Annotated in this window: 17 protein-coding genes; 12 read left to right on the top strand and 5 right to left on the bottom strand. The window is 72.5% G+C overall.

Features of this window, described 5'->3' with window-relative positions; translation table 11 throughout:
* Positions 1-20: 20 nt before the first annotated feature.
* Positions 21-1826, bottom strand: coding sequence for an AfsR/SARP family transcriptional regulator (locus tag OG595_RS31105; protein ID WP_329277732.1), 1806 nt, complete (start codon positions 1824-1826; stop codon positions 21-23).
* Between the two features lie 264 nt (positions 1827-2090).
* Between OG595_RS31105 and OG595_RS31110 the strand changes: the two genes are divergently transcribed.
* Entirely contained in the window at positions 2091-3701 is a 1611-nt protein-coding gene (locus OG595_RS31110; RefSeq protein ID WP_329277734.1) for an MDR family MFS transporter, read from the top strand.
* 18 nt (positions 3702-3719) lie between these two features.
* Here the strand turns inward: OG595_RS31110 and OG595_RS31115 are convergent, their stop codons facing one another.
* On the bottom strand, positions 3720-3986 hold the full coding sequence (locus OG595_RS31115) for a hypothetical protein (protein WP_329277736.1): 267 nt from the start codon (positions 3984-3986) through the stop codon (positions 3720-3722).
* Positions 3987-4264: 278 nt separating this feature from the next.
* Entirely contained in the window at positions 4265-7255 is a 2991-nt protein-coding gene (locus OG595_RS31120) for an AAA family ATPase (protein ID WP_443073202.1), read from the bottom strand.
* 221 nt (positions 7256-7476) lie between these two features.
* Between OG595_RS31120 and OG595_RS31125 the strand changes: the two genes are divergently transcribed.
* The 3 genes from OG595_RS31125 (at position 7477) to OG595_RS31135 (ending at position 11140) form a co-directional block, all read left to right on the top strand.
* Positions 7477-8139 carry a helix-turn-helix transcriptional regulator gene (locus OG595_RS31125; RefSeq protein WP_329283373.1) on the top strand — a complete coding sequence of 221 codons (663 nt, stop codon included), beginning with the start codon at positions 7477-7479 and terminating at the stop codon, positions 8137-8139.
* 197 nt (positions 8140-8336) lie between these two features.
* The gene (locus OG595_RS31130) at positions 8337-8993 is read left to right on the top strand and encodes a DUF4255 domain-containing protein (RefSeq protein ID WP_329277738.1); all 657 of its coding nucleotides are present in this window, start codon (positions 8337-8339) and stop codon (positions 8991-8993) included.
* Entirely contained in the window at positions 8990-11140 is a 2151-nt protein-coding gene (locus OG595_RS31135; RefSeq protein WP_443073204.1) for an ATP-binding protein, read from the top strand. Before OG595_RS31130 ends, OG595_RS31135 begins: the two co-directional genes overlap by 4 nt.
* A 14-nt stretch (positions 11141-11154) precedes the next feature.
* On the opposite strand, the gene OG595_RS31140 is transcribed toward OG595_RS31135, so the two are convergent.
* Positions 11155-12594, bottom strand: a complete 1440-nt coding sequence (locus tag OG595_RS31140; RefSeq protein WP_329277740.1) for a hydrolase — start codon at positions 12592-12594, stop codon at positions 11155-11157.
* A gap of 326 nt (positions 12595-12920) precedes the next feature.
* Between OG595_RS31140 and OG595_RS31145 the strand changes: the two genes are divergently transcribed.
* From OG595_RS31145 to OG595_RS31160, 4 genes are all read left to right on the top strand, one after another.
* On the top strand, positions 12921-14507 hold the full coding sequence (locus OG595_RS31145; RefSeq protein WP_329277742.1) for a phage tail sheath subtilisin-like domain-containing protein: 1587 nt from the start codon (positions 12921-12923) through the stop codon (positions 14505-14507).
* 73 nt (positions 14508-14580) lie between these two features.
* The gene (locus OG595_RS31150; RefSeq protein WP_329277744.1) at positions 14581-15024 is read left to right on the top strand and encodes a phage tail protein; all 444 of its coding nucleotides are present in this window, start codon (positions 14581-14583) and stop codon (positions 15022-15024) included.
* Entirely contained in the window at positions 15024-15512 is a 489-nt protein-coding gene (locus OG595_RS31155; protein WP_329277746.1) for a hypothetical protein, read from the top strand. The genes OG595_RS31150 and OG595_RS31155 overlap by 1 nt, the downstream gene beginning before the upstream one ends.
* Complete coding sequence (locus tag OG595_RS31160; protein WP_329277748.1) at positions 15509-15667, top strand: DUF6760 family protein; 159 nt, start codon at positions 15509-15511, stop codon at positions 15665-15667. Before OG595_RS31155 ends, OG595_RS31160 begins: the two co-directional genes overlap by 4 nt.
* A gap of 453 nt (positions 15668-16120) precedes the next feature.
* Here the strand turns inward: OG595_RS31160 and OG595_RS31165 are convergent, their stop codons facing one another.
* On the bottom strand, positions 16121-16891 hold the full coding sequence (locus OG595_RS31165; RefSeq protein ID WP_329277750.1) for a hypothetical protein: 771 nt from the start codon (positions 16889-16891) through the stop codon (positions 16121-16123).
* Between the two features lie 1051 nt (positions 16892-17942).
* Here OG595_RS31165 and OG595_RS31170 point away from each other — a divergent pair.
* The 4 genes from OG595_RS31170 (at position 17943) to OG595_RS31185 (ending at position 22411) form a co-directional block, all read left to right on the top strand.
* Positions 17943-19214, top strand: coding sequence for a hypothetical protein (locus OG595_RS31170; RefSeq protein WP_329277751.1), 1272 nt, complete (start codon positions 17943-17945; stop codon positions 19212-19214).
* 87 nt (positions 19215-19301) lie between these two features.
* Positions 19302-19727, top strand: coding sequence for a phage tail protein (locus OG595_RS31175; RefSeq protein ID WP_235479583.1), 426 nt, complete (start codon positions 19302-19304; stop codon positions 19725-19727).
* 69 nt (positions 19728-19796) lie between these two features.
* On the top strand, positions 19797-20531 hold the full coding sequence (locus OG595_RS31180; RefSeq protein WP_329277757.1) for a CIS tube protein: 735 nt from the start codon (positions 19797-19799) through the stop codon (positions 20529-20531).
* A complete protein-coding gene (locus tag OG595_RS31185; protein ID WP_329277759.1) occupies positions 20531-22411 on the top strand; it encodes a VgrG-related protein in 1881 nt (626 codons plus the stop codon). The genes OG595_RS31180 and OG595_RS31185 overlap by 1 nt, the downstream gene beginning before the upstream one ends.
* The last annotated feature ends 48 nt before the right edge of the window (positions 22412-22459 follow it).

Genomic DNA, 22459 nt, shown 5'->3' on the forward strand with positions numbered 1-22459 from the left:
TGAGTCGTGCGCGGTCGCCGTCAGACGGCGGCGTGGGGTGCGGTCGTGCGCAGCGCCGTGCGCAGGAGGTACGGCAGGCGGTACTGGAAGAAGCGGTGCGAGGAGGCGTCGCTGACGAGGTCGACCTCCAGGAGCAGGAACTCCACCAGTTCCTCCAGCAGTTCCTCGGTCTCGTCGGGGTCCCGGCCCAGGGCGCGGGCCGCGTTCTCCACGGTCAGCACGTCCTCACCCGCTCCGGCCAGCTTGGCCAGCGCGTCGCGCAAGGCCGGTGTGAGGCCCTGGCAGCGCCGGACGACGTGGTGGAAGGGGCTCGGACGCTGGCAGGCGACGGTCGCGGGGCGATCCCTGCTCATCCAGTCGATGAGCTGCCGTATCGACCAGTGCGGACGCAGCCCGAGCAGACCGGCCGCCTCCACCACGGGGCCCGGAAGCCCGCCGCACAGGTCGATGAGCGTGCCCAGGGACGAGGCGTCGGCCAGGAGCCGCTCCCGCCCCAGCACTTGCAGGGCGAGCCCCCTGGACTGGTCCGCGGGGAGCCGCGGTACGTCCACGGGCGTCCCGAGCTTGCCGCCGTACAGCCGTCGGTAGCCGGCCACCAGCAGACCCGACCGGGAGTGCGCCGGGACCAGATCGGCGACCTGGTCGGCGGCACCGACGTCGTCGACGACCAGCAGCACGCGGCGGGTGGCGAGCCAGGACTGGAGAATCCTGGCCCGCCCGGGTCTGGTCGTGGGCAGCTCGGAGCGCCGGCATCCGATCGCCTCCAGCAGGTCCGCCAGCACGTCCTCCACGGTCCGTGGCGCGGACGGGTCCCCGAAGGACACGTACAGCCGCCCGTCGGGGAAGGCGTCGCCCAGGCCGTGGGCGACGGAGACGGCGAGGGCCGTGGTGCCCGCGCCGGGCGGCCCGGCCACCGCGACGCAGCGCGCGCCGTCCGTGCCGCCCGGCTCCGTGAGCAGCCGGGTGATCCGGGAGATCTCGGCCGTCCGTCCGACGAGCGGCACGTCCGGGGGCAGCGTCACCAGGGGCTCGTCGTGCGGGCCCTCGGCGTGGGTGCCGATCACGGTGGTCCGTTCCATGGGCAGGTCGAGCCCGCGGTCGCCGGCCAGGACCTGCTGGTGCAGTCGCTGGAGCTCCGAGCAGGGCTCCAGCCCCAGCTCCCGGGTGAGCATCCGGCGGATGCGCTGGAAGACCTCCAGGGCGTCCGGCCGCCGGCCCGCCCGGTAGAGCGACAGCATCAGCTTGGCGTGCAGTCCCTCGCGGGTCGGGTTGTCGGCGGCCAGGCCGCTGAGTTCGCTGATCAGACGGTGATGGCGGCCGAGGAGGAGATCGGCGTCGATCCGTTCCTCCATCACCTCGTAGCGCTGTTCCTCCAGCCTGAGGGCGTCGATGCCCACGATCGGGCCGGGAGCCAGGTCACTGAGAGCGGGCCCCCGCCACACGGCGAGGGCCCGGTGGAGCAGATCGGCGGCCTCGGCCACCGCGCCGCGTTCCATGACCTCCCTGCCCCGTGCCGCGAGCTCGGTGAACTCCTGTGCGTCCAGGCAGCCCTGAGGCATGGAGAGCCGGTAGCCGCCGGGGGTGGTCAGAAGTGCCTGGGACGAGTCGGCACTGCCCGGGGGCTGCGTCTCACCGAGTCCTGGCAGTTTGCGCAGTTGGTAGATGTAGGTCTGCAGGGTGGTGGCGGCGCTGCACGGCGGATGCTCTTCCCACAGCTCCTCGACCAGTTGATGCAGGGGAACCGTGGTGTTGGCCCTCAGGGCCAGCAGCGCGAGGACCTGACGTACTTTCGGGGCGGATGGCGTGACGTGTACGCCGTCATGCACGACTTGCAGCGTTCCGAGTAAACCGATCTGCAGCACTGGCCCTCCCGTTAATCGCATCTGACACAGCCTGATGCCCGACGTGAGCGTGCGGTTGATCCCTTGACTCTTGCTTGAGCTGCGCTCGACACGCGAGAGCGATTCGAGGTCTGTCTCAAAACGCTCGGTAGCGATCACCTCACCTAGGGGTACGCTACACAAAGCATTCATATGCTAGAAGCATTTAGTTGCGAAAAGTCGCGCATGCGCCTGACAAGGAGTTCCCGAATGACGCACCCCGGCGCGGGACGTGCGAGCGGAGCGGCAGCTCCTGCTCAACCGCTGCCGCCACGCTTCCCCCTTCTGCTCGCGTCGCTTCTGCTGACCAGCGCCATGTCGATGCTCGACCAGTCGATCGTCGCCACCGCGGGGCCGAGCATGACCGGTGACCTGGGAGCCCTGGACCTGTACAGCTGGACGTTCACGGCGTACATGCTCACGTTCAGCGTGGCCATGCCCATCTACGGGAAACTCGGGGACATCTTCGGGCGCCGGACCGTCTACCTCTCCGCCGTGCTGATCTTCCTCGTGGGCTCCGCCGCCTGCGGCGCCGCCGGTTCGATGGGCCAGCTCATCGTGTTCCGGGCGCTCCAGGGGCTGGGCGGGGGCGGGCTCCAGGTGAGCGCCTTCTCCGTGCTGGGCGATCTGATGCCGCCCCGGCAACGCGCGAAGTACCAGGGGTGGTTCGCCGGGGTCATGGTGATCGCCAACCTGGCCGGACCGCTGGCCGGCGGTGTGCTGACGGACCAACTGGGCTGGCGCTGGATCTTCTACGTCAACGTCCCGCTCGGGCTCCTCGCCCTCGCGGGCCTCGCCACCCTGCTGCCCCGCGCCGCCCGCCGCGAGGCACGCCCGCGGATCGACTACTCCGGTACGGCACTGCTCTGCCTCCTCATCGGATGTCTGGTTCTGGCCACCGACCGGGCCGGCCGGGACGGCTGGACCGACCTGGGGGTCGTCGCGCTCGGCGCCGGGGCGGTGCTGACGGCCGTGCTGTGGGTCTGGCGGGAGCGGTCCGCCCCCGAACCGATCGTCCCGCTGGGCCTGTTCGCGGACCGCACGTTCACCATCTGCGTGGCCGTGGCCTTCGGGGTCAGCTTCGCGTTCTTCGGCTGCGTCAACTTCGTTCCGCTCTTCTACCAGGCCGCCCTGGGCGTCAGCGCCACCCGGACCGGGCTGCTCTTCCTCCCGGCGATGATCGGCCTGGCGGTGGCCACGGTCGTGGCGGGACAGGTGATCTCGAAGACCGGACGGTACAAGTGGTTCCCGGTGGCGAGCACGGCGCTGGCGGCGGTCGCCGCCGCCGTCATGTCGCTGACGTCGCAGGACACCAGCGCCATGGCCGTCGCGCTCCTGCTCGCCGTCATGGGCATCGGGGTCGGGCTGTCCTCCCAGGTGACCACGCTCGTCGCCCAGAGCACCGCGCCCCGGCAGCACATGGGGGTGAGCACCTCCACGGTGGGCCTCGCGCGCAACCTGGGCACGGCCTTCGGCGCCACGGTCTTCGGCTCGATCCTCAACGCCCGGCTGGCCACCGAGGCGGCGCGTCTGCTCCCCGCGGAGACGGCCGACCGGATCGTCTCGGGCACCTGGGACCCCGCCGATTCGGGCTCCCTCGCCCCTCGCACGGCCGAGGCGGTCTCGGAGGTCTACGGCAACGCGATGTCGACGGTCTTCCTCTCGGCCGTACCGGTCCTGCTGGTCGGCCTCGTGCTGGCCCTGCTGCTGAAGGACGTGCGACTGGAGGCGCGCGGGCCGGGCGGCCCGGGCGGGCCGGGTGGACCCGGCAGCCCCGGGGGCCCCGGCGGCCCGAGCGAGAAGCTCGGCGCGGGTGGGTGAGCGCCGCTCCCGGCGGCGTCAGCGGAGGTCCGTGTCCTCCCACACCTCGGCGAGGTCGCCCCACACCGCGCGTTCATGGGCCGGCAGGTCCGAGAGCGAGGCCGGGGTCAGACATTCGGGGTGGCCCGGAAACGGGACAGCGGGCGGGACGGTCGGCGGGACGGTGTACGGGGTGAATCCGTAGCACTCCGGTGGGGTCAGGGCGCCGAAGCACTGGCCCACGGCCACCAGTCCCGCCGCCATGTCGTGCCACGCCCTCCGCAGCCATGTCCTTACGTCGCGCACGACGACTCCCTTCGCCCGGATGCCGGGGGCCGAAGCTAGTTCCCCGCGCTTGAAGGCGGCTGGGGCGGACGTCCAGTGCCGCGCCGACGGTGTCCGGCGGGGGACGAGTCGTGGCCCAGCGGGCTTCGAGTGCGGGCGGGCATGGTGTTACCGGGGGTCAGGACCACGGCCTGGTGGACCTCCGACCGGCAGGCTGGGCGTGTCGTCTCCCCCGTGGCGCCGCGCCCAGCCTTCGCCCCGCCCGCCGCCCCTGAGGCCCGGGCGAGGGCGGGAGGTCCTCACGGCGGGTCGGCCCGGGGGCCGGCTTCGGGAACACCGCCCAGCGCCGCCGTCAGCTCGCCCCTCCTCCGGATGCCCAACTTCCGGTAGGCGCTGGTCAGATGGGTTTCCACCGTGCGCCGGGCCACGTGCAGGAGTTCCGCGATCTCCGTGTTCGTACGGCCCTCCACCGCGAGTTCCGCGATCCGGCGCTCGCTCGCCGTCAGTGTCGTCGTCGTGCTGCGGGCGCCGCCCTCGCGGAGGGACTCGTCGGCTGCGGAACGCAGGCGTACGGCGCCCAGGTGCTCGGCGCGTTCGGCCGCTTCGCGCAGCGACTTGCGGGCTCGGGCGCGTTCGCCGGCGGCGGTCAGCTGACGGCCCCGGGCGATCAGGGCCGGGATCAGTTCCGTCTCGACAGCGGCTTCGCGCAGGACCCGTACCGCCTCCTCGGACAGGTCGAGGCCGCGGCGCCCGCCCGTCGCCGTGCCGAGTATCCGCAGTGAACGGCCCACCAGGCGCGGGGTGTTCCACACCCGGGCCAGCCGCAGTTCCTCCTCGGCCAGCGCGAGTGCCTCCCGGGGGTGTCCGAGGGCCAGTTGGCACTGTGCGGCGGCGGCCCGCCAGGGGGTGACCACCGGGCTCAGTACGTCGCGTGCGGACTGGCGGCGCCCGCACTCCAGGAAGTCCCCGAGGGCGCCGGCCGCGTCACCGGAGGCGCCGCGCACCACTCCCCGCGCGTAGAGGAAACGGTTCAACTCCCAGGAGTCGTGCGCCTCCCGCAGGTCGAAGGCACCGGCGAGCTGCCCGGCCTCTTCGAGGCGGCCGGTCTCGACGAGGGCGAGCAGTACGTGCGCCTCCACGTTCGTCGGTCCGGTTCCGGTGGCGGTGCCCGTGCCCGTCCCGGCCGCGGATCCGATCTCGGCCGTAGCCCGGGCGTCCCCGGTCCCGGCCACCCACTCCAGCCCGAACCTGAACCCCGCTCCGGGACCGCCACCGGACCCGGGCCCCGTCCCGGCCCCCGTTCCGTCCCTCCGCCACGACTCCTCGTCGCCCAGCAGCTGCCCGTAGTCGCCGCGGGCGGCGGCTATGTCGGCGCGAACGTTCAGCAGGGCCTCGTGCATCGGGTGGAGCAGCGTCGGGCGTTGGCCGGTCAGGCCCCGTTCCGTGAGGCGTTCCGCCTCGTCGAGCTCGTCGGCCCACTGGGCCACCGCCGCCGCCGTGCCGAGCAGGAACGGCTCCGCCAGTGGCACGGCCGGCTCCGCCAGCAGGGCACGCACCCGTTTCATGGCGGCGTCCGCCGAGATCAGGCCCGCTGTCGCCTCGTACCGTACGAGGAGGGCGTGGCCGGCCGGGCCGAGTGTGTGCGGGGAGTGTTCGGCGGTCTCGTGCAGCCGGCGGTACATCTCCTCGCGGATCGTCTGGTCGTGGTCGGAGAGGAGCGCCGAGGCGGTCTGGACCGTGCGGAGCAGGTCCGGGTGGTCCGTCAACTGGCCGTCCAGGTTGTGCAGCAGGGCCACCGCCGCGCGGGCCTCGCCGCGTCTGGCCAGCGCCGTGCCCAGGGCCACCGCCGCCTGGACGCGGTACTGCGGCAGGCCCGGCAGCCGCATCGCCTCCGTGAGCCGGGGGATGGCCGCCGAGGAACGTACGGCGGCGAACTCCAGCGAGCCCAGCTCGGTCAGCACCTCGGCCCGGCGCCCGTCCGACATCGGCTCGTCCAGCGCCCGGCGCATCAGGACCACCGCGTCGTCGGAACGGTCGTCGCGGACGGCGCCGCCGGCCGCGTCGAGCAGGACGTCCGTCGCCCACACCTCGCCCATCGTGCCCGAGCGCAGCAGCAGTTCGGCCACCGTCGCCGCCGGGACACCGCGTCGCAGCATCGCCTCGGCCGCCGCCCCGTGCGCGGCCTGCCGGTCGGCGGCGCACCAGCCGGCGAGCACCGCGTCCCGCAGCAGCGGGTGGGCGTAGCGGGGCAGCCCGTCGTCGCGGAGGCGCAGCATGCCGAGCCGGGGCATGGCGGTCAGCCAGCCCCTTACCCGGGCCGGGTCGGCTCCGAGGGTGTCCGCGGTCTCGGTGAAGAGGTCGACGTCGGCGCCCCCCGGCAACTCGTCCAGCGCGGCGAGCACCCGCGCCGCCTCGGCCGTCGCCGCCCCGGCGCAGTCCAGCCACCACGCCACCGCCGCCGGATACGCCCCCGGATACAGCGCCGCGCACGTCTCCGGCAGCGCGGCCGGGGCGCCGGTGGCGTTCAGGTCCTCCAGCAGCGCGCGCAGGAGCAGCGGGTTGCCCGCACCCGCCCGGACGTAGTCCGCCACCCACGTCTCCGGTACGTCGCCGACGGCCGAACGCACCAGGTCCGCCGCCGCGTCGCGGCTCAGCGGGGCGAGGGTGTGGGTGCGTACGAGGGCGGGGGAGAGGGTGTGGACGAGGCCGGCGGACGGCGGGTCCACGTCGTACTGGCTGCGCTCCGTCACCAGCAGCAGTACCGGTAATCGGTCCACCCTGCGCGCCGCCTCGATCAGCCAGCAGCGCGAGTCCTCGTCCGCGAGGTGCACGTCGTCCACGGCGACCAGCACCGGACCCTCGGCCGCGTACGCGCGCAGCAGCCGCCAGAGCCGTGCGGCGGGCGGCAGCGGCCCGTCCGGAGCACCGGAGGCTTCGGCAGGGGGGCCGGGCGGAGCCGAGGAAGTCAACTCCTGGAGAGGAGAAAGCAGTTGCTCCACCACGGCCAGGCGGATGTCGGTCGCGCCGCCCCCGGCGGAGCAGCGGACGCGCAGGACGCGCATGCCGTGCGTCTCCGCGTGCCCGGTGGCGGCCTCCAGGAGTGCGGTGCGGCCGGTGCCGGTCGCACCGCGCAGCAGGACCAGGCGGCCCGTACCCTCGCGGGCGCGTGCCGCCTCCTCGGCCACCAGTGCCAGAGCCTCCCGGCGCTCATACAGCGTTGAGGACGCAGATGACGATGACGACGACGATGGGAATGCGGACGGGGACGACCATGGGGCGGGGGTTGGCATGTCTGCCTCCTGTCTTGGGTAGGGACTGGCCGGTCTAGTGGTCGAACTGGTGGCCGATCTCGTGGTGTGTCTCGTGGTGGTCCACGATTGTGCGCGCCCCATGCGTCACAGAAGTGTGGGCTGTGCACGTCTGCCACCGACCCCTCGAAGGTGGCGGCACCTGACCCTGGGGGCAGTTCTTGCGCACCACACTCCGCACCACAGGTCCCGGCACGGGGGCCGTGGCCGGCACGAGGGCCAGTACCGGGCCGTCCGAAGCCGGGCGCCGTGTACCCGTGGCCGTGCACGCGTCCGACCCGATCTCCCGCGCCGGCGCGGTCAGCCAGCTGCGGCAGCACCCGGTGGTCGAACTCCGGGAGGAGTCCGACAGCGGGCCCGGCGTCGTGGCCCTCCTGGTCAGCGAGATCCTCGACGAGTCCACGCTGTCCCGGCTGCGCCGGCTCGTCCGCAGCGAGGGCGCCAAGGCCGTTCTCGTGGTGGGCGTGCTGCGCGAGAACGAACTCCTGGACGTCATCGAGTGCGGCGTCGGAGCCATCGTCTGGCGCCACGAGGCCACCGGACACCGGCTGGCGCAGGCAGTGCTCGCCGCCGCCCGGGGCGACGGCGACCTGCCCTCCGACCTGCTCGGCCGGCTCATCAGCCAGGTGGGCACACTGCACCGCACGGCGGCGGGCCAGCCCGGCGCCCCCACCTCGGGCCTCGCGCCGCGCGAGGTCGATGTCCTGCGCCTGGTCGCCGAGGGGCTCGACACCGGGGAGATCGCCAGCAAGCTGTCCTACTCCGAGCGCACGGTCAAGAACGTGATGCATGGGCTCACCACCCGGCTGCATCTGCGCAACCGGGCGCATGCCGTGGCCTATGCCTTGCGCGAAGGCTACATCTGACCGAACGGGCAATCGAACGCGGCGCGCGGACACCAACTCGTGCCCGTCCCCCGTCCCTTGCGTGCCTGCGCGGGCGGGCGCGCGGGACGGCAGCATGGCCGTGAGCTCAAGACCGAGCTCGAACAACCGAGCGCACACGGCCCTGGGCCGTGTGCGCCACGCGGGGGCACGGCAGCGGGGCGGGCGGGAGCGCGACAGTGATCCACGAGGTGGACGAGGTCCTCAAAGGGCTGCTCGGCGGTGGCGCCCTGGCCGGATCAGGCATCGACGTCTTCTTCGACGCCCCGACCCGGGACTGGGCCGCCCGGCGCAACGGCCCCGCCGTCAACGCCTACTTGTACGACATCCGCGAGGACACCGCCCGCCGCCAGCGCGGCACCGTCTCCGTCCGCGACGAACGCGACGTGATCGTCCGGCGCCGACAGCCGCCCCGCTGGTTCCGGCTGTCGTACCTCGTCACCGCCTGGACCAGGCAGCCCCAGGACGAACACCGGCTGCTGTCCGCCGTGTTGGCCAACCTGCTGCCCCGCGAGCTGCTCTCCCCCGACGAACTCCCCGGCGCGCTGGGCGAGCTGGGCCTCTCCGTGCCGCTCTCCGTGTCCGGAAGCCACACGGAGTCCCGTTCCCTGGCCGAGATCTGGTCCGCCCTCGGCGGCGAACTCAAGCCGTCCCTCGACCTCGTGGTCACGGCACCCTTCCCGGCCTACCCCGAGTACGACGCCGGACCCCCGGTCACGGAGGGCGCCGCCGTCCGCGTCCGCGCGATCGACGGCTCGCTGGAGGACTCCCCGGAACGGGCCCATCAGCCACGGCACTTGGAGAAGGAGCGACGGACGGGGACACGTACTCCGTGAATCCCGTGGTTCCACCGGCGGTCGGCACCGCCAAGGCCGAGCCCGTCGTCGAGCCCGCCGCCGGGCTCCTCGCCCGCCTCTCCCGACTGCGCGCCCAGGTGGCCCGGTTGGTCGAGCTGCGCAGTGCCGACGATCCGACGGCCGACGATCCACTGCGCGGGCTGTATCTGTCCGAGGAGGCGGTACGGCACCTGCTCGTGCGGCCCGGAACCGAGGACCCGCGGGATTCCCCCGGGGGTCCGCCCGGCGCCCTGCCGGTGGTCGACGGCGACGACACACTGGCGCGTCTCGCCGCCCGCCTCGGCCTCGGCGCCCTGGACGTCCACATCCTCCTCGCCGTCCTCGCCCCGGACCTCGACCGTTCCTTCGAGCCCCTGTACGGCTATCTCAACGACGACGTCGGCCGCCGCCGGGCCACCACCGGGCTCGTCCTCGACCTGTGCGGACTCCCCGCGCACGAACCGGCGGCCAGGGCCCGCTTCCACTCCTCGGCGCCCCTGACCGCGCTGGGCCTCCTGGCTGTCGAGGAACCCGAACGCCCTTTCCTCAGCCGCCAGTTGCGCGTCCCCGACCGGGTCGCCGCCCATCTTCTCGGCGACGACACCCCGGACGCGGCCCTCGCCGGCCACGTACGCCCCCTCGCGCCCGCGACCTCGTACGCCTCGTATCCCTCGTACGCGACGGACTTCACCGACCGGCTGGCCGCCCTGCTGACCGCCGGGCCCCCCGCGGCTTCCGCGCCCCCGCCACCATCCACCGTCTATCTGCGCGAACACCGCGAAGGCGACGGCCTGGCCTGTGTCACGGCGGCCCTGTACTCGGCCGGACTGGGCGCGCTGCACTTCTCGGGGCCCGAGGACCGGGTCCCGGACCTGCTCCGTGAGGCGCGGCTCAGCGGCCGGGTCGTCGTCGTGTCGCCGCTGCCCGACCAACCCGCCTCCCTCGTCAAGGCGTTGACCGGGGTCGACGTGTCGGACGTACCCGTGCTGCTCACCGGGTCCGGCCCGTACGACCCGCAGTGGTCCGAGGACGACCCGCTGGTCCTGGAGGCGCCCCGGCAGCGCGCGGGGCAGCCGAACGCCTGGGGGGACGCGCTGCGGCAGGGCGCCGATCACCACGGCGACCCCGGCCACCCCGGTCACCATGGCGCCCCTGACCAACCTGGCCACCCCGGTGAACCGGACCTGGGGTTCGATCTGGCGGCCACCGTCGCCCCGTACCGCCTCGGCGCCGACCGCATCGCGCGGGCCGCCCGTGCCGCCAACCGACTCGCCGGCTTCGACGGGACCGCGCTCACCGCCGACCATCTGCGGCTGGCCGCCCGGCAGCAGTCGGCGTCCGGGCTCGAACGGCATGCCCGGCGCATCCGACCGGACGTCGGCTGGGGGGATCTCGTCCTGCCCGGCAAGCCGCTCGCCCAACTGCGTGAACTCGCCCTGCGCGCCCGCCATCGCGACCGGGTCCTCGGCGACTGGCGGCTCAGCGCGGGCGGCGGGCGGGGCCGGGGCGTGCTCGGGCTGTTCGCGGGGGAGTCCGGCACCGGGAAGACGATGTCCGCCGAGGTCGTCGCCGCCGAACTGGGCCTGGATCTCTACGTGGTCCAGCTGTCGTCGATCGTCGACAAGTACGTCGGCGAGACGGAGAAGAACCTCGAACGGATCTTCAGCGAGGCCGACCGCACCGACGCCGTGCTCCTCTTCGACGAGGCCGACGCCGTCTTCGGGAAGCGTTCCGAGGTCAAGGACGCGCACGACAAGCACGCCAACATGGAGAGCGCGTACCTGCTCCAGCGGCTGGAGTCCTTCGACGGTATCGCGCTGCTCACCACCAACCTGCGCGCCAACATCGACGAGGCGTTCACGCGCCGGCTGGACCTGGTGGTCGACTTCCCGTTCCCCGACGCCGGTCAGCGCCTCGCCCTGTGGCGGCACAGCCTCGCCATGGTGCCCTGCGAACCCGGCACCGACCCGGCCCGGGTCGCCGACGCCTTCGAACTGGCCGGCGGCTCGATCCGCAGCGCCGTCGTCACGGCCGCCTACTCCGCCGTCGGACGCGGCGGACCGGTCACGACGGCGGACCTGCTGGAGGGCGCCGAGCGGGAGTACCGCAAGGCGGGACGACTGGTGCCGGGCGAGGGCACCTGGTAGGTGACCCTCCCGTCTCACACGGTGATACGGAACGCCTCCAGCTGAAGGTGCTCATTCATGTCGCTCCCGATGTACTTCCAGCCGCCGGCGTCGGTGCAGACCACGCCCAGCCAACCGCGGTCCTGCACATGGGGGTTGCCGCACACGCTGCCGTCGAAGACCTGGATGGTGAAGCCCTGAAGGGGCTCGTCCGACTCCTTGGTGCTGCCGAGGTAGTTGTCGATCCCGTTCACCGCGCTCGTCCACTTCGTGCCCTTCCAGTTCTGGTACTGGAAGGCGCCGCTGCCCGCGGTCCCCTTGGTTCCGGACACGGCGATGTTCACGGCCTTGATCGGCAGGTCCTTGCCCGTGGTGCCGGCCTCGGCGCCGTCGCACACCGGGGCCTGCCAGCCCTGGTCGGCGACATAGGCGCGGTAGCAGATGTGCCGTCCCGTGCTGCGGGCCGCCAGCTGCGTCACCGCCGTGGCGGCGGTCACCTCCGGCGCCTTCGTCTCCTTCTTCGGCGCGCCGCCGCCCCCGCCGCCCCCGGCCGCCGGGCTCTCGCTCCCGCCTCCGGCGGCCGGCGCCTCCGCCGACTGCGGGGGCGCGCTCACGACGGGGTTCTGGACGGCCTCCTGGCTGGGCGCCACGGGCGGAGTCGTGGCCACGGCCGTGGGGCTGGGCGGCGGAAGGGTACTGATGGTGCCGGCCGACTCGAACTCCTTTGCCCTGGTGCCCACTTGAGGCCGGTAGGAGATCCAGAGCATGACGAACGTGATGGCGAGGGCGAGGAAGACACCGAGGAAGGTGGCGAGCCAGCGGGGCAGGAAACCGCGCTGTACGAACGTGCCGTCGACGTCGATCGGTACGGCGCCGGAGCGTTGCACAGCGAGCTTGTACGGCCGGTCCTCCTTGCCGCCGAACCAGATGATCTGGCGGGGCTTGAGGCGTGCGTCGACGAACACCGCCCGCCCCGGCTCGACCTGGACGCTGCCCGGGTGGATGTCGTACGACAGGTTGTCGCCGTTGTCGCTGCCGCTGACGGAGGCGGTGAGCCTGGTGTTGCCCAGGTTGTCGACGGCGAGCTTCGGGCGTCCCCGGAAACGTCCCTTCACGGTCGGCGGGACGAGTTCCGCCCGTACCTCGGTGAAGGGGGTGATCGTCAGGTTGCCCTCGGGGACGGTGGTCGCCTCCGGGTGTTCCGTGGGTGTGATGCGGACGGCGTAGGGGTTCGGGCCGGCCGTCGCGTCCGGGGTGCGGGGCGGGGCGAAGGTCAGGTCCACGGAGCCCGTCGTACCCGGGTAGAGACGGAGGGTCTGCGGCTCGATCCGGGTCCACGGGGCGATGGGGCCGACCGGCTCGAAGCGGTACTCGTCGACGACGTCGCCCGTGTTGCGCAGGCGCAGCCGGACGGTTGTGCTGCCGCCGGGGTCGACGGTCGCGGAGGCGGGCTCCAGGGAAGTCCAAAGGGTCACTGGGTCGTTCACTTCCCGGGTGTGTAGGTGATCTCGGCCGCGGCTTCCGCGTTCCCGAACGGTCCCGTCCCGGCCCGGCTCGGCCCAGTGCGGTTCGGTCCGGTTCGGTCCGCCCCCCAGCCTTACCGGTGCGGGCGGGTTGCGGGGAGAGCCGAAGGGGCAGACGTACGGGCAGGGCCGACGGGGTCCGGGGTTCGCGGGCCGGGCGGATTGCCCTTGCGGGCACGGAAGTTGCCCCTCATGAGGTACCGCAGGCCGTTTCGGCGGACGGGACGTGCGCGTGAGGGTGGGAAGTGTCCTGTCTCGTACCCCGAGGAGATCAGAGCATGCCGTCCTACCTGTCGCCCGGCGTATACGTCGAGGAGGTGGCCAGCGGCTCACGTCCGATCGAGGGAGTGGGCACCTCGGTCGCTGCCTTCGTCGGCCTCGCGCCGACCGGCCCGCTGAACGAGCCGACACTGGTGACCAACTGGACGCAGTACGTCGCTGCCTTCGGTGACTTCACCGACGGCTACTACCTCGCGCACAGCGTCTACGGCTTCTTCAACAACGGCGGCTCGGCCGCGTACGTCGTCCGGGTCGGGGGTGCGGCGGGCGGTGCCGGGGGAGACTCCGCACCGGCCAAGTCCCTCGCGGGCGCGGACGACCGGGCCGCGCTGGCAGCCGCTGAGCCCAAGCAGATCGGCACCTTCAGCGTGACCGCCGTGGCGGGCGGCTCGCTGAGCGTCGAGGTCACCGACGCGGACGGCGAGGGCCCGGCCGAGCGGTTCAAGCTGATCGTCAAGGACGGCGACAAGGCTGTCGAGACGTTCGACGTGACCGCCAAGAAGGGCGGCCGCAACTACGTCGTCACGCAGGTGAAGGAGCGCTCCAAGCTCATCACCGTGCAGGAGACGGCGCCCGCCGCCCAGCTCGTCCGTCCCGACAACCAGACCGTGGCGCTCGCCGCCCCGGCCGCCCCCGCCGCGGTCGTCCCGGCGACGGCGGACACCGAGGGCGCGCACGCCGGCCCCGCCCAGTATCTCGGCGACTCCGCCGACCGCACCGGATTCGGTGGCCTGGAGGCCGTCGACGAGGTGTCGATGGTCGCGGTGCCCGACCTGATGGCGGCCTACCAGCGCGGTGCGATCGACCTGGAGCAGGTGAAGGCGGTCCAGCTCGGCCTGATCGCCCACTGCGAGCTGATGGGCGACCGTGTCGCCGTCATCGACCCGCCGCCCGGGCTGAACGCCCGTCAGATCCGTGTCTGGCGGCAGGAGACGGCCGGCTACGACTCCAAGTACGCGGCCCTGTACTACCCCTGGATCAAGGCCTTCGACCCGGCCACCGGGCACGCCCGTCTGATCCCGCCGAGCGGCCACATCGCCGGCATCTGGGCCCGCAACGACTCCGAGCGCGGTGTGCACAAGGCGCCCGCCAACGAGGTCGTCCGTGGCGCGGTCGACCTGGAGATGCAGATCACCCGGGGTGAGCAGGACCTCCTCAACCCGATCGGCGTCAACTGCATCCGGGCCTTCCCGGGCCGCGGCATCCGCGTCTGGGGCGCCCGCACGATGTCCTCCGACCCGGCCTGGCGCTACCTCAACGTGCGCCGCTACTTCAACTACCTGGAGGAGTCGATCCTGATCGGCACCCAGTGGGTGGTCTTCGAGCCGAACGACCACCAGCTGTGGGCCCGTATCCGGCGCAACGTCTCCGCGTTCCTCGTCAACGAGTGGCGCAGCGGCGCCCTCTTCGGCCAGCGGCCGGAGGAGGCCTACTACGTCAAGTGCGACGAGGAGACCAACCCGCCGGAGTCGGTCGACCTCGGCCGCGTCGTGTGCGAGATCGGCATCGCGCCGGTCAAGCCCGCCGAGTTCGTGATCTTCAGGCTGGCCCAGTTCTCCGGTGGCAGCGGGGAGTTGGAGGAGTAACCCCCCTCGCAGACATACCAAGTCCTCCAGACACGCAGAGAACCAACAGAAGCAAGAGAGTTGAGAGAGCCAGATGAGCCTCCAGCCGGGTGACGCCCTCACCTCACACAATTTCGGCCTGCAGATCGACGGCGTGATGGTCGAGTACCTCGCCGAGGTCAGCGGCCTCAGCATCGAGCAGGACGTCATCGAGTACCAGCAGGTCTCCGCGCAGGGCAAGCCCGTCACCAAGAAGCTGCCGGGCGTGAAGAAGGCGGGCACCTGCACGGTCGTCCGCGGCATGACCCAGTCCTCGGCCTTCAACCAGTGGATCACCGAGTCGGTCGCCGGTCAGATGGCCACGGCCCGCAAGAACGCCACGATCATGGTCATGGACTACCAGAACAACCCGGTCAAGCGGTACAACATGCGCAACGCCTGGTGCAGCAAGATCGACACCAGCACGGTGAAGGCCGGCGAGGCGTCCGCGTTGCAGGAGACGGTCACGATCACGTTCGAAGAACTGGTCATCGAGTAATGCGTCGTACGGCTCCCAGGCCGGCCGGGGCCGCGACGGCCGACCCCGGTCCGGCCTCCCCCGGGACGGAGGCGGCACCGACGGCGGAGCAGATCGTCGTCGCCGCCGCTCCCCAACGGCTGCGCACCGAGTTCGAGTTCGAGCTGCCGCGCGGATACGTCGACGAGACCGGCACGGTGCACCGCGACGGTGTGATGCGGCTGGCCACGGCCCGGGACGAGCTGATCCCCCTGCGGGACATGCGCGTTCAGGAGAACCCGGCGTATCTGTCGGTGGTGCTGCTCGGCCGGGTCATCACCCGGCTCGGCTCGCTGCCGCTCGTGCACGACGGCGTCGTGGAGAACATGTTCGCCTCCGACCTCGCCTTCCTCCAGGACTTCTACCGGCAGATCAACGCGGAGGGGCACACCCGCGCGGGCGTGACCTGCCCGCACTGTGAGCAGCCGTTCGAAGTCGAACTCGGCGGGAGCCGCCTGGGGGAATCGTGACGTACGCGAGCGACCGGCTGTACGAGGAGATCGCGTACGTCGCCTACCACTTCCACTGGAGCATGGACGAGATCCTCGACCTTGAGCACCGCGACCGGCGCCGTTACACGGACCGGATCGCGGCCCTTGTCACGCGCGCGGCGGGGGAGGGGTGAGGGCGTGGGATTCGTCGGGCGGTTGAGAGAACGTCGCCGGGAGGCCCGAGGGGCCGGCGAGGCGGCAAGTGCCATCTCCAGTGGCGGAGTTGACGTCGGGGGCGAGGCCGGGGGCGGGGAGACGTCCCGTCCCGGGTCCGGTACCCCGTCGGCCGGGTGGTCCGCGTTGCCGCCGATGCAGCGCGCGACCGCCGTCGGCCGGACGGGAGTTGCCGACGCGGGCTTCGCCGGCCGACTCACGACCTGGCAGAACCCCTCCTTCACCGGCACCCTCTCGCACGCCGTCCTCGACGACGCGCCGAGCGGTCTGGTGAGGGGGGCTCTCGTCGAGTCGCGGGGGCCGGGAACCGGACTTGAACTACCCTCGCGGTCACTGCCGTTGGCGATGGCTGAGGAGGGTACGGCGAGTGGGGCGGAGGGCGTCGCTTCGGCCTCCGCCGGTGCGGCCTCCGTTCAGCGCGTGGCGTTTCCGGGAGCGGTCGCCCGGGCGGCGGGGCCTCGGGTCGTGGCGGTGAGTGGTCCGGGAGATGGGCCGTCGTCCTCGGGGGCGGGGGCTTCTTCCGGTGTGTCCTCGCCGGGTGTGTCCTCGGGCGGGGGCTCGGTCCCTGCCGGGCGGGTGCCGGTTGTGGGGCGTCGCCCGGCTGCGGGGGCGCTGCCCGCTGCCGCCTGGGTGTCCTCTGCGGGTGCGGGTGCGGGTGCCGGTGCCGGTGCCGGTGCGGTTTCCGGTTCGGGGTCCGGGGGAGCGGTTGCCTCGGGTTCGAGTACGGGTGCTGCCCGGGGTCCGGCGGGTGCCGGGGGCTCCTCCGTTGCCGCCTCCTCGTCCGTGGCCGGGGCCGTGCCGCTGACCAGGGTCTCCGGCGCGCCGGTGGTGCAGCGGCGGACCTTGCCGGTGGCCAGGAAGGCTGCGGGTGCGGGTGCGGGGAGTTCCGGTGGGGTCGCGTCCACGGGTGCTCCCGGGGCTCCGGCCGCGTCGTCCGGTGCGGTGCCTGTCTCCCCGGATTCCTCGGCCGTCACCCCGTACGCGTCGGCGGCTTCCCTGCCGGGACCGGCCGCTGCCGTGGAGCCGGGCGCGCTTCCGGTGGGTTCGGCCGCTCCGTCCGTGGGACCGGCCGCCACCTCGGACGGGCCGACCCCGGCTGCCGCTCCCGTACGACCGACTGCGGCTTCCCCGGGTTCCGGCGTGGCGTCCGTGCAGTTGGCCCCCGGCGCGTCAGCGGCGGCCACGGGCGGTGAGGCGCGCGGCGGTCATTCCGAACTGGGCCCGGCTGCCGCTTCGGCACGACCGGTCGCAGCCGCTTCCGCCGACACCTCGACGAGCCGGGTCGCCGCACCCGGCAGTTCTGCCCCGAGGGCTGCGGAACGGGCCGCCGATCACGTGCGCCCGGCCGCGGCGGCGCCGGGGACCCGACCGGGTCCCGCGTCTGCGGTGCCGGACGTGCCCGTGGTGCAGAGGGCCGCCTCGGCGGGGTCAACTGCGGCTCAGGCGAGGCCCGTTGCCGCGCCACCCGGACCGGGCCCCACGTCAGGGGGGCCCGATCCGGCGTCCGCGTCGGTGTCCGTGGCATCGCCGGGTGTCACGGGGTTGCGTTCCGCTTCGGCGGCGTCACAGTCCGGGTCGGCGGCGTCGTCGTCGGGTCCTGCCTCTCCGGGGCCGGGCGGGACCGTTGTGCGGACGTCCGCCGGTTCGGGCGGCGCGTCGACCGGCGTTCCGGTGGGGCCGGTTGCCCCGTCCGGGGGGCCGGGACCGGTGTCCGGTGGGGCGGTTGTACAGACGTCGACCGTTTCGGACGTGCCGAGGTCCGGCGCGTCGGATGTGCCCGTGGTGCAGAGGGCCGCCGCCGATTCCGCGGGGCAACCGACGGTCGTGCCGGTACGCCCGGTTGCCGCGACGCCAGGACCCGGCGCCGCCGCCCCTGCGGGAGCCCCGGCTGCTCCTGCTGCCGCACGGGACGTTTCCCCGATACACCCCGTCGCCACCCCGTCCGGCTCAAGTGCCGCTGTTTCACCACCGGTTGGGCCCTCCGCAGGACCGGACGCACGTCCGGTGCAGCGAGCCGCCACCCCGACGGGACCGGCGACCACCCCCGTCGTACCAGTCACCGCTTTCCCGAGCAGGACCCCGACCCCGACCTCCGACGCCCCGTTCCGGCAGCCCGCGTCCGCCGACGTGCGAACCGGCGCCCCGGCCTCCTCCCAGGCACCCACTTCCGCGGCCCCGGGATCGGTCCCGGCGACGCCCGGCGCCCCGCGCGATGCCGTGCCCGTCACCCGGAGTGTGACGCAGACTTCTTCCCGGCCGCCGCACACCGTCGCGGCCCGGGCGTCGGACGCCGCACCCGTCGCCCCGGGGCCCGCCTCCCCTCAGGGGGCACCCTCTCGCCCCGGCACGAACCCGCCCGCTGCCGCCGTACCGGTCACCCCGGACAAGCCCCTCGCCGGTCTGTCCGCCCCGATCCAGCGAACGGCAGCCACCGAGACCCGGCGCACGGCCCCGCCCGGGCCCGCTGCCCCGGCACCGAGCACGCCCCGTCGGCGCACTTCCCTGGGGGCGCCGCTCTCCGCACCGCCCGCGGGCGCCACGCCCCTGGTGGGACGCGGCACCCCGAAGCGCCCCGGCATCCCCACGACACCGGCGCCGACACCCGCCGTCGGTGCGCCCGTCCAGCGGGCCGTCACGGCACCGCCGGCTCCCGTAACACCCGTACGCATGGGGGCAGTCGGGGCGCCCGGCACCGCAACTCCCGCGCCGGGTCTCCCCCCGTCGGCCCTCTCCGCGACAGCGGCGTCGATGCCGGCCCTCGGCTCGCCCGTCCAGCGTGCCGTCATGACACCGGCGGATCCTGCGATTCCCGTATCCACCAGGCAAGTCGCCGTGTCCGGCGCGGCAGCTCCCGCGTCGGCCCTCTCGGCGCTGCCCCTCTCGGCGGCGAGCGCTCCCACCGAACCCCCCACCCCACTCACCCCCTCGGTACGCCCCACCCCACCCCGCGTCCAGCGGGCGCTCTCCTCCGCCCACCCCCTGACCACGTCCGTCCCCGCCGCACCGGTCGCCGCGGGGGCAGCGCGGGCCCTCCCCGTCGTACCCAGGGCCGTCCCCCTGAGGCGTCCCGCGCCCACCGCGGGCCGGCCGACCGTGACGCCGGTCCGTCATGCCCCCGGGCCGGTTCCGTACAGCTCCGGCGGCAGCGCCCCCGTACAGCGCACGCAGGCCACCCCGCCGCGACCGCCGATCGCCGGCGGCGCACCTCCGCAACCGCCGGCCGCACCCGCGCCCACGGCCGTCCGTATCCAGCGGATGCCCGCACCTCAGAACACCCCCCGGTCGTCACCCCCGCCCGCTGACCAGCCGTCGTCATCGTCCGAGTCCCGGGCCAAGTCGCGGAAGGCGGAGCCCGAATCCGATGCGGCCTTCGACGCCAAGGCCCTGAACGACCACCAGCTCGACGAACTCACCCACCGTCTGATCGACAGGGTCACCCGCAAGGTCCGTACCGAACTGCGTCTCGACCGTGAGCGCATCGGCAAGCTCCGCGACCCCCGTCACTGACCCGTCCGCACCGACGCGTCCGCAACCACAACTCCAAACAACTCCAAGCCCGACTCCGCACTCTGACAAGTCTGTTGAAAGGCCCCGATGTCCACCGATACCGACCCGGGCTCCACCATCTTCTTCACCCTCACCATCGACGGCGAGAGCCTCGGTTACTTCAACGGGTGCGAGGGACTGTCGTCCGCGGTGGAGATCGAGCACCACCAGGAGGGCGGCAACAACGGGTTCGTGTGGGCGCTTCCGTCACGCGTGACGTTCTCGAACATCCGGCTCACCCGGCCGCTGACGCCGGACACCTCCAAGGTCGCCGCCTGGATCTCGAGCGTGACCACCGGAGTCACCCGGCCCACCGCCCAGATCGCGGCACTGCGCGCGGACGGGTCGGAGGTCGCGCGCTGGGGGCTCATCGACGTACTGCCCGTGAGCTGGCAGGGCCCCTCCCTGGACCCCGCGAACCCGAGCGTCGCCACGGAGGTCCTGGAGATCACCCACCACGGGTTCACGGACTGATCGAGCGGACTCATCGAGCGGACAGAACCGGCGGACCGGGCGAGCGGACTGAGAAGGGCGGCGAAGGACATGGCAAAGGGAAGCAAGGGCGGCAAGGGCGGCGCCGGGAAGAGCCTGGTGCGGGCCACGCTGGCCGTTCACGAGCCGCCGATCGGCTACAGCACCACACCGGGCGGGCTCATCAAGAACTTCAGCTTCGACTTCAACCCCTCCCAGCTCTCGCTCAGCCGCCGCGCCCAGTGGAAGACCACTCCCACGGCGGCTGTCCGCGACGGTTCGCTGCCGGAGTTCCTGGGGCCGCTGCCGCGTGAGATGACCGTCGAGATCTTCCTCGACTCCTCCGACGAGCCGAGCAGCAACAGTGTGCTGAAGAAGGTCGAGGCGCTCTTCTCCTGCTGCGAGACGACCGCGAAGAGCATCGCCGCCAACCAGCCGTCGACCCCCTGGGTCGTTTTCGAGTGGGGGTCGTTCTCCACCGCGCGGTTCACCGCGTACGTCAGTTCCGTGGACGCGACCTACACCCTGTTCGGGACGACCGGTGTGCCCATCCGGGCCACCTGCCAGGTGAATCTGCACGAGATCCCCAGCAAGACCAAGGGACAGAACCCGACGTCGGGCGCGCTCACCGCGCAGCGTGTGCACCGGGTCGTCGCCGGGGACTCGCTTCAGTCGCTCGCCTGGCGGGAGTACGGGGACGCGACCGCCTGGCGGACCATCGCCGAGCGCAACGGCATCGACGACCCGAACCGGCTGGCGAACGGGCGCGAACTCATCCTGCCCGCCGCCGAGGAGATGGGCGCCTGATGGTCCAGATCGCCTTCTCCAGCCTCCTGAGCGTGAAGATCGGGGGCGCGAAGCTGCCCGACGACGTCGCCTGCCTGCTCGTCGGCGGCTGGGTCGACCTGGGCGCCGGGGTGCCCGGGGCTTTCCGGATCACCTTCCGCGACCCGCGCCACCTCGTCCTCGGCCTGCTCGGTGTCGACTTCGGAACTCCCGTGGTCCTGGCGCCCGTTGCCGCCGGGCAGGGGGCCGGCGACCCGTTGATCACCGGTGAGGTCACCGGTATGGAGACCGACTACGACGGCACCGGCACCTTCACCGTCATCCGTGGCTACGACCCCGGGCACCGACTGATGCGGCAGAGCCGGGTGGCCGCCTACCGCAACCAGACCGCCTCGGACATCGTCCGAAAGGTCGTCGCCACGGCGGGAGTCCAGGTCGGGAGGATCCAGGCCACCAAGACCGTCTACGAGTTCATCAGCCAGGCCAATGTGACCGACTGGGACTTCCTCGCGCGGCTCGCCGACGAGAACGAGATGGTCATGTCCCTCGACGCGAAAGGGAAGTTCCAGTTCGTCAAGCCCGACCCGGCGTCCGGCGCGCCCCCGGTCAGTACCCCGGGTGAGAAGAGCCCGTTCGTGCTGGAGGGCGGTACGGACGTACTGCGCTGCCGGGCCGCCGTCACCTCCGCCGACCAGATCGCCAAGGTCGAGGCGCGGGGCTGGGACGTGACGACCAAGAAGAAGCTCACCGCCACCGCACCGGCCGCCACCACCCCCCTCATCGGCATCGGCACCACCCCGAAGAAGGCCTCCGCGCCCTTCAAGGCGGGCCTGCTCGTCGAGACGGACACGCCGTACGACCGCCAGTCCGAGGTCAGGTTCGCGGCCGACGCCCTCGCCGACGACGTCACCTCCTCCTTCGCCGAGCTGGAGGTCACCGTGCGCGGAAATCCCAAGCTGCGGCCGGGAATTCCGGTGACCCTGGCCGACGTCGGCAAGCCCTTCGAGGGCAAGTACACCTGCACCTCCGTACGGCACGTCTTCGGCGACGGCGACCACTACGAGACCCTGGTGACGGTCAGCGGACGCCAGTGGCGCTCCTTGTTCGGCCTCACCTCCGGCGGCGCCGCGACCACCGCACCCCGGCTGCCGGGCGTCGCCAACGCGCTGGTCACGGACGTACAGGACCCCCTGAAACAGGGGCGGGTGAAGCTTCAGTTCCCCTGGCTGGACGACGCGTACGTGAGTGACTGGACGCGGGTCGTGCAGCTGGGTGGGAAGGGCGGGGGCGGGATCTTTCCGCTCGACGTGGGGGACGAGGTGCTGGTCTCCTTCGATCGGGGGGCACTTGACCATCCCTTCGTCGTCGGCGGGCTCTACAACGGGCGGGACAAGCCGACCGTCGTCAAGGACGTGTGGCTGCACGACCCGCTGAAGAAGAAGGCCATCCGGCACACCCTGTCCGACCGGGACGGCAACCGGGTCGACCTGCTCAGCCAGCAGACGGGCCTGCGCAAACAGGGTGTGCGCATCGCCAGCGGCAACGACAAACTGACCATCAACCTCGACCGCACCAAGACCGAGATCACCGTGGACAGCAGGGGTTCCGTCAGCATCACGGGCGGCACCTCGGTGTCCGTGGACGCCGGCACCGATCTGACGCTGAGCGCCCGACGGGCCGTCAACATCAGAAGCGGCGGCATCCTCAGCCTCCAGGGCCGAGGCATCGTCAGCCTCAAGTCGCTCGGCGGCGCGGTCAACGTGGACGCGCTCGGCGCCCTCAGCCTCAGCGGGAAGGGCACCGTCCAGATCAACTCCGTCGCCAACGTGAGCCTTCGGGCGCTCAACCTCAAGCTGGACGGCATCGTGCTGGTCAACAACAAGCCGTATCCGATCCCGTGACAACAAGCGACAACCGTCAAGTTCCTGGTCCTGAGAAGTGTGCGGAGA

The organism is Streptomyces sp. NBC_01451, from assembly GCF_036227485.1.
Classification (GTDB): Bacteria; Actinomycetota; Actinomycetes; order Streptomycetales; family Streptomycetaceae; genus Streptomyces.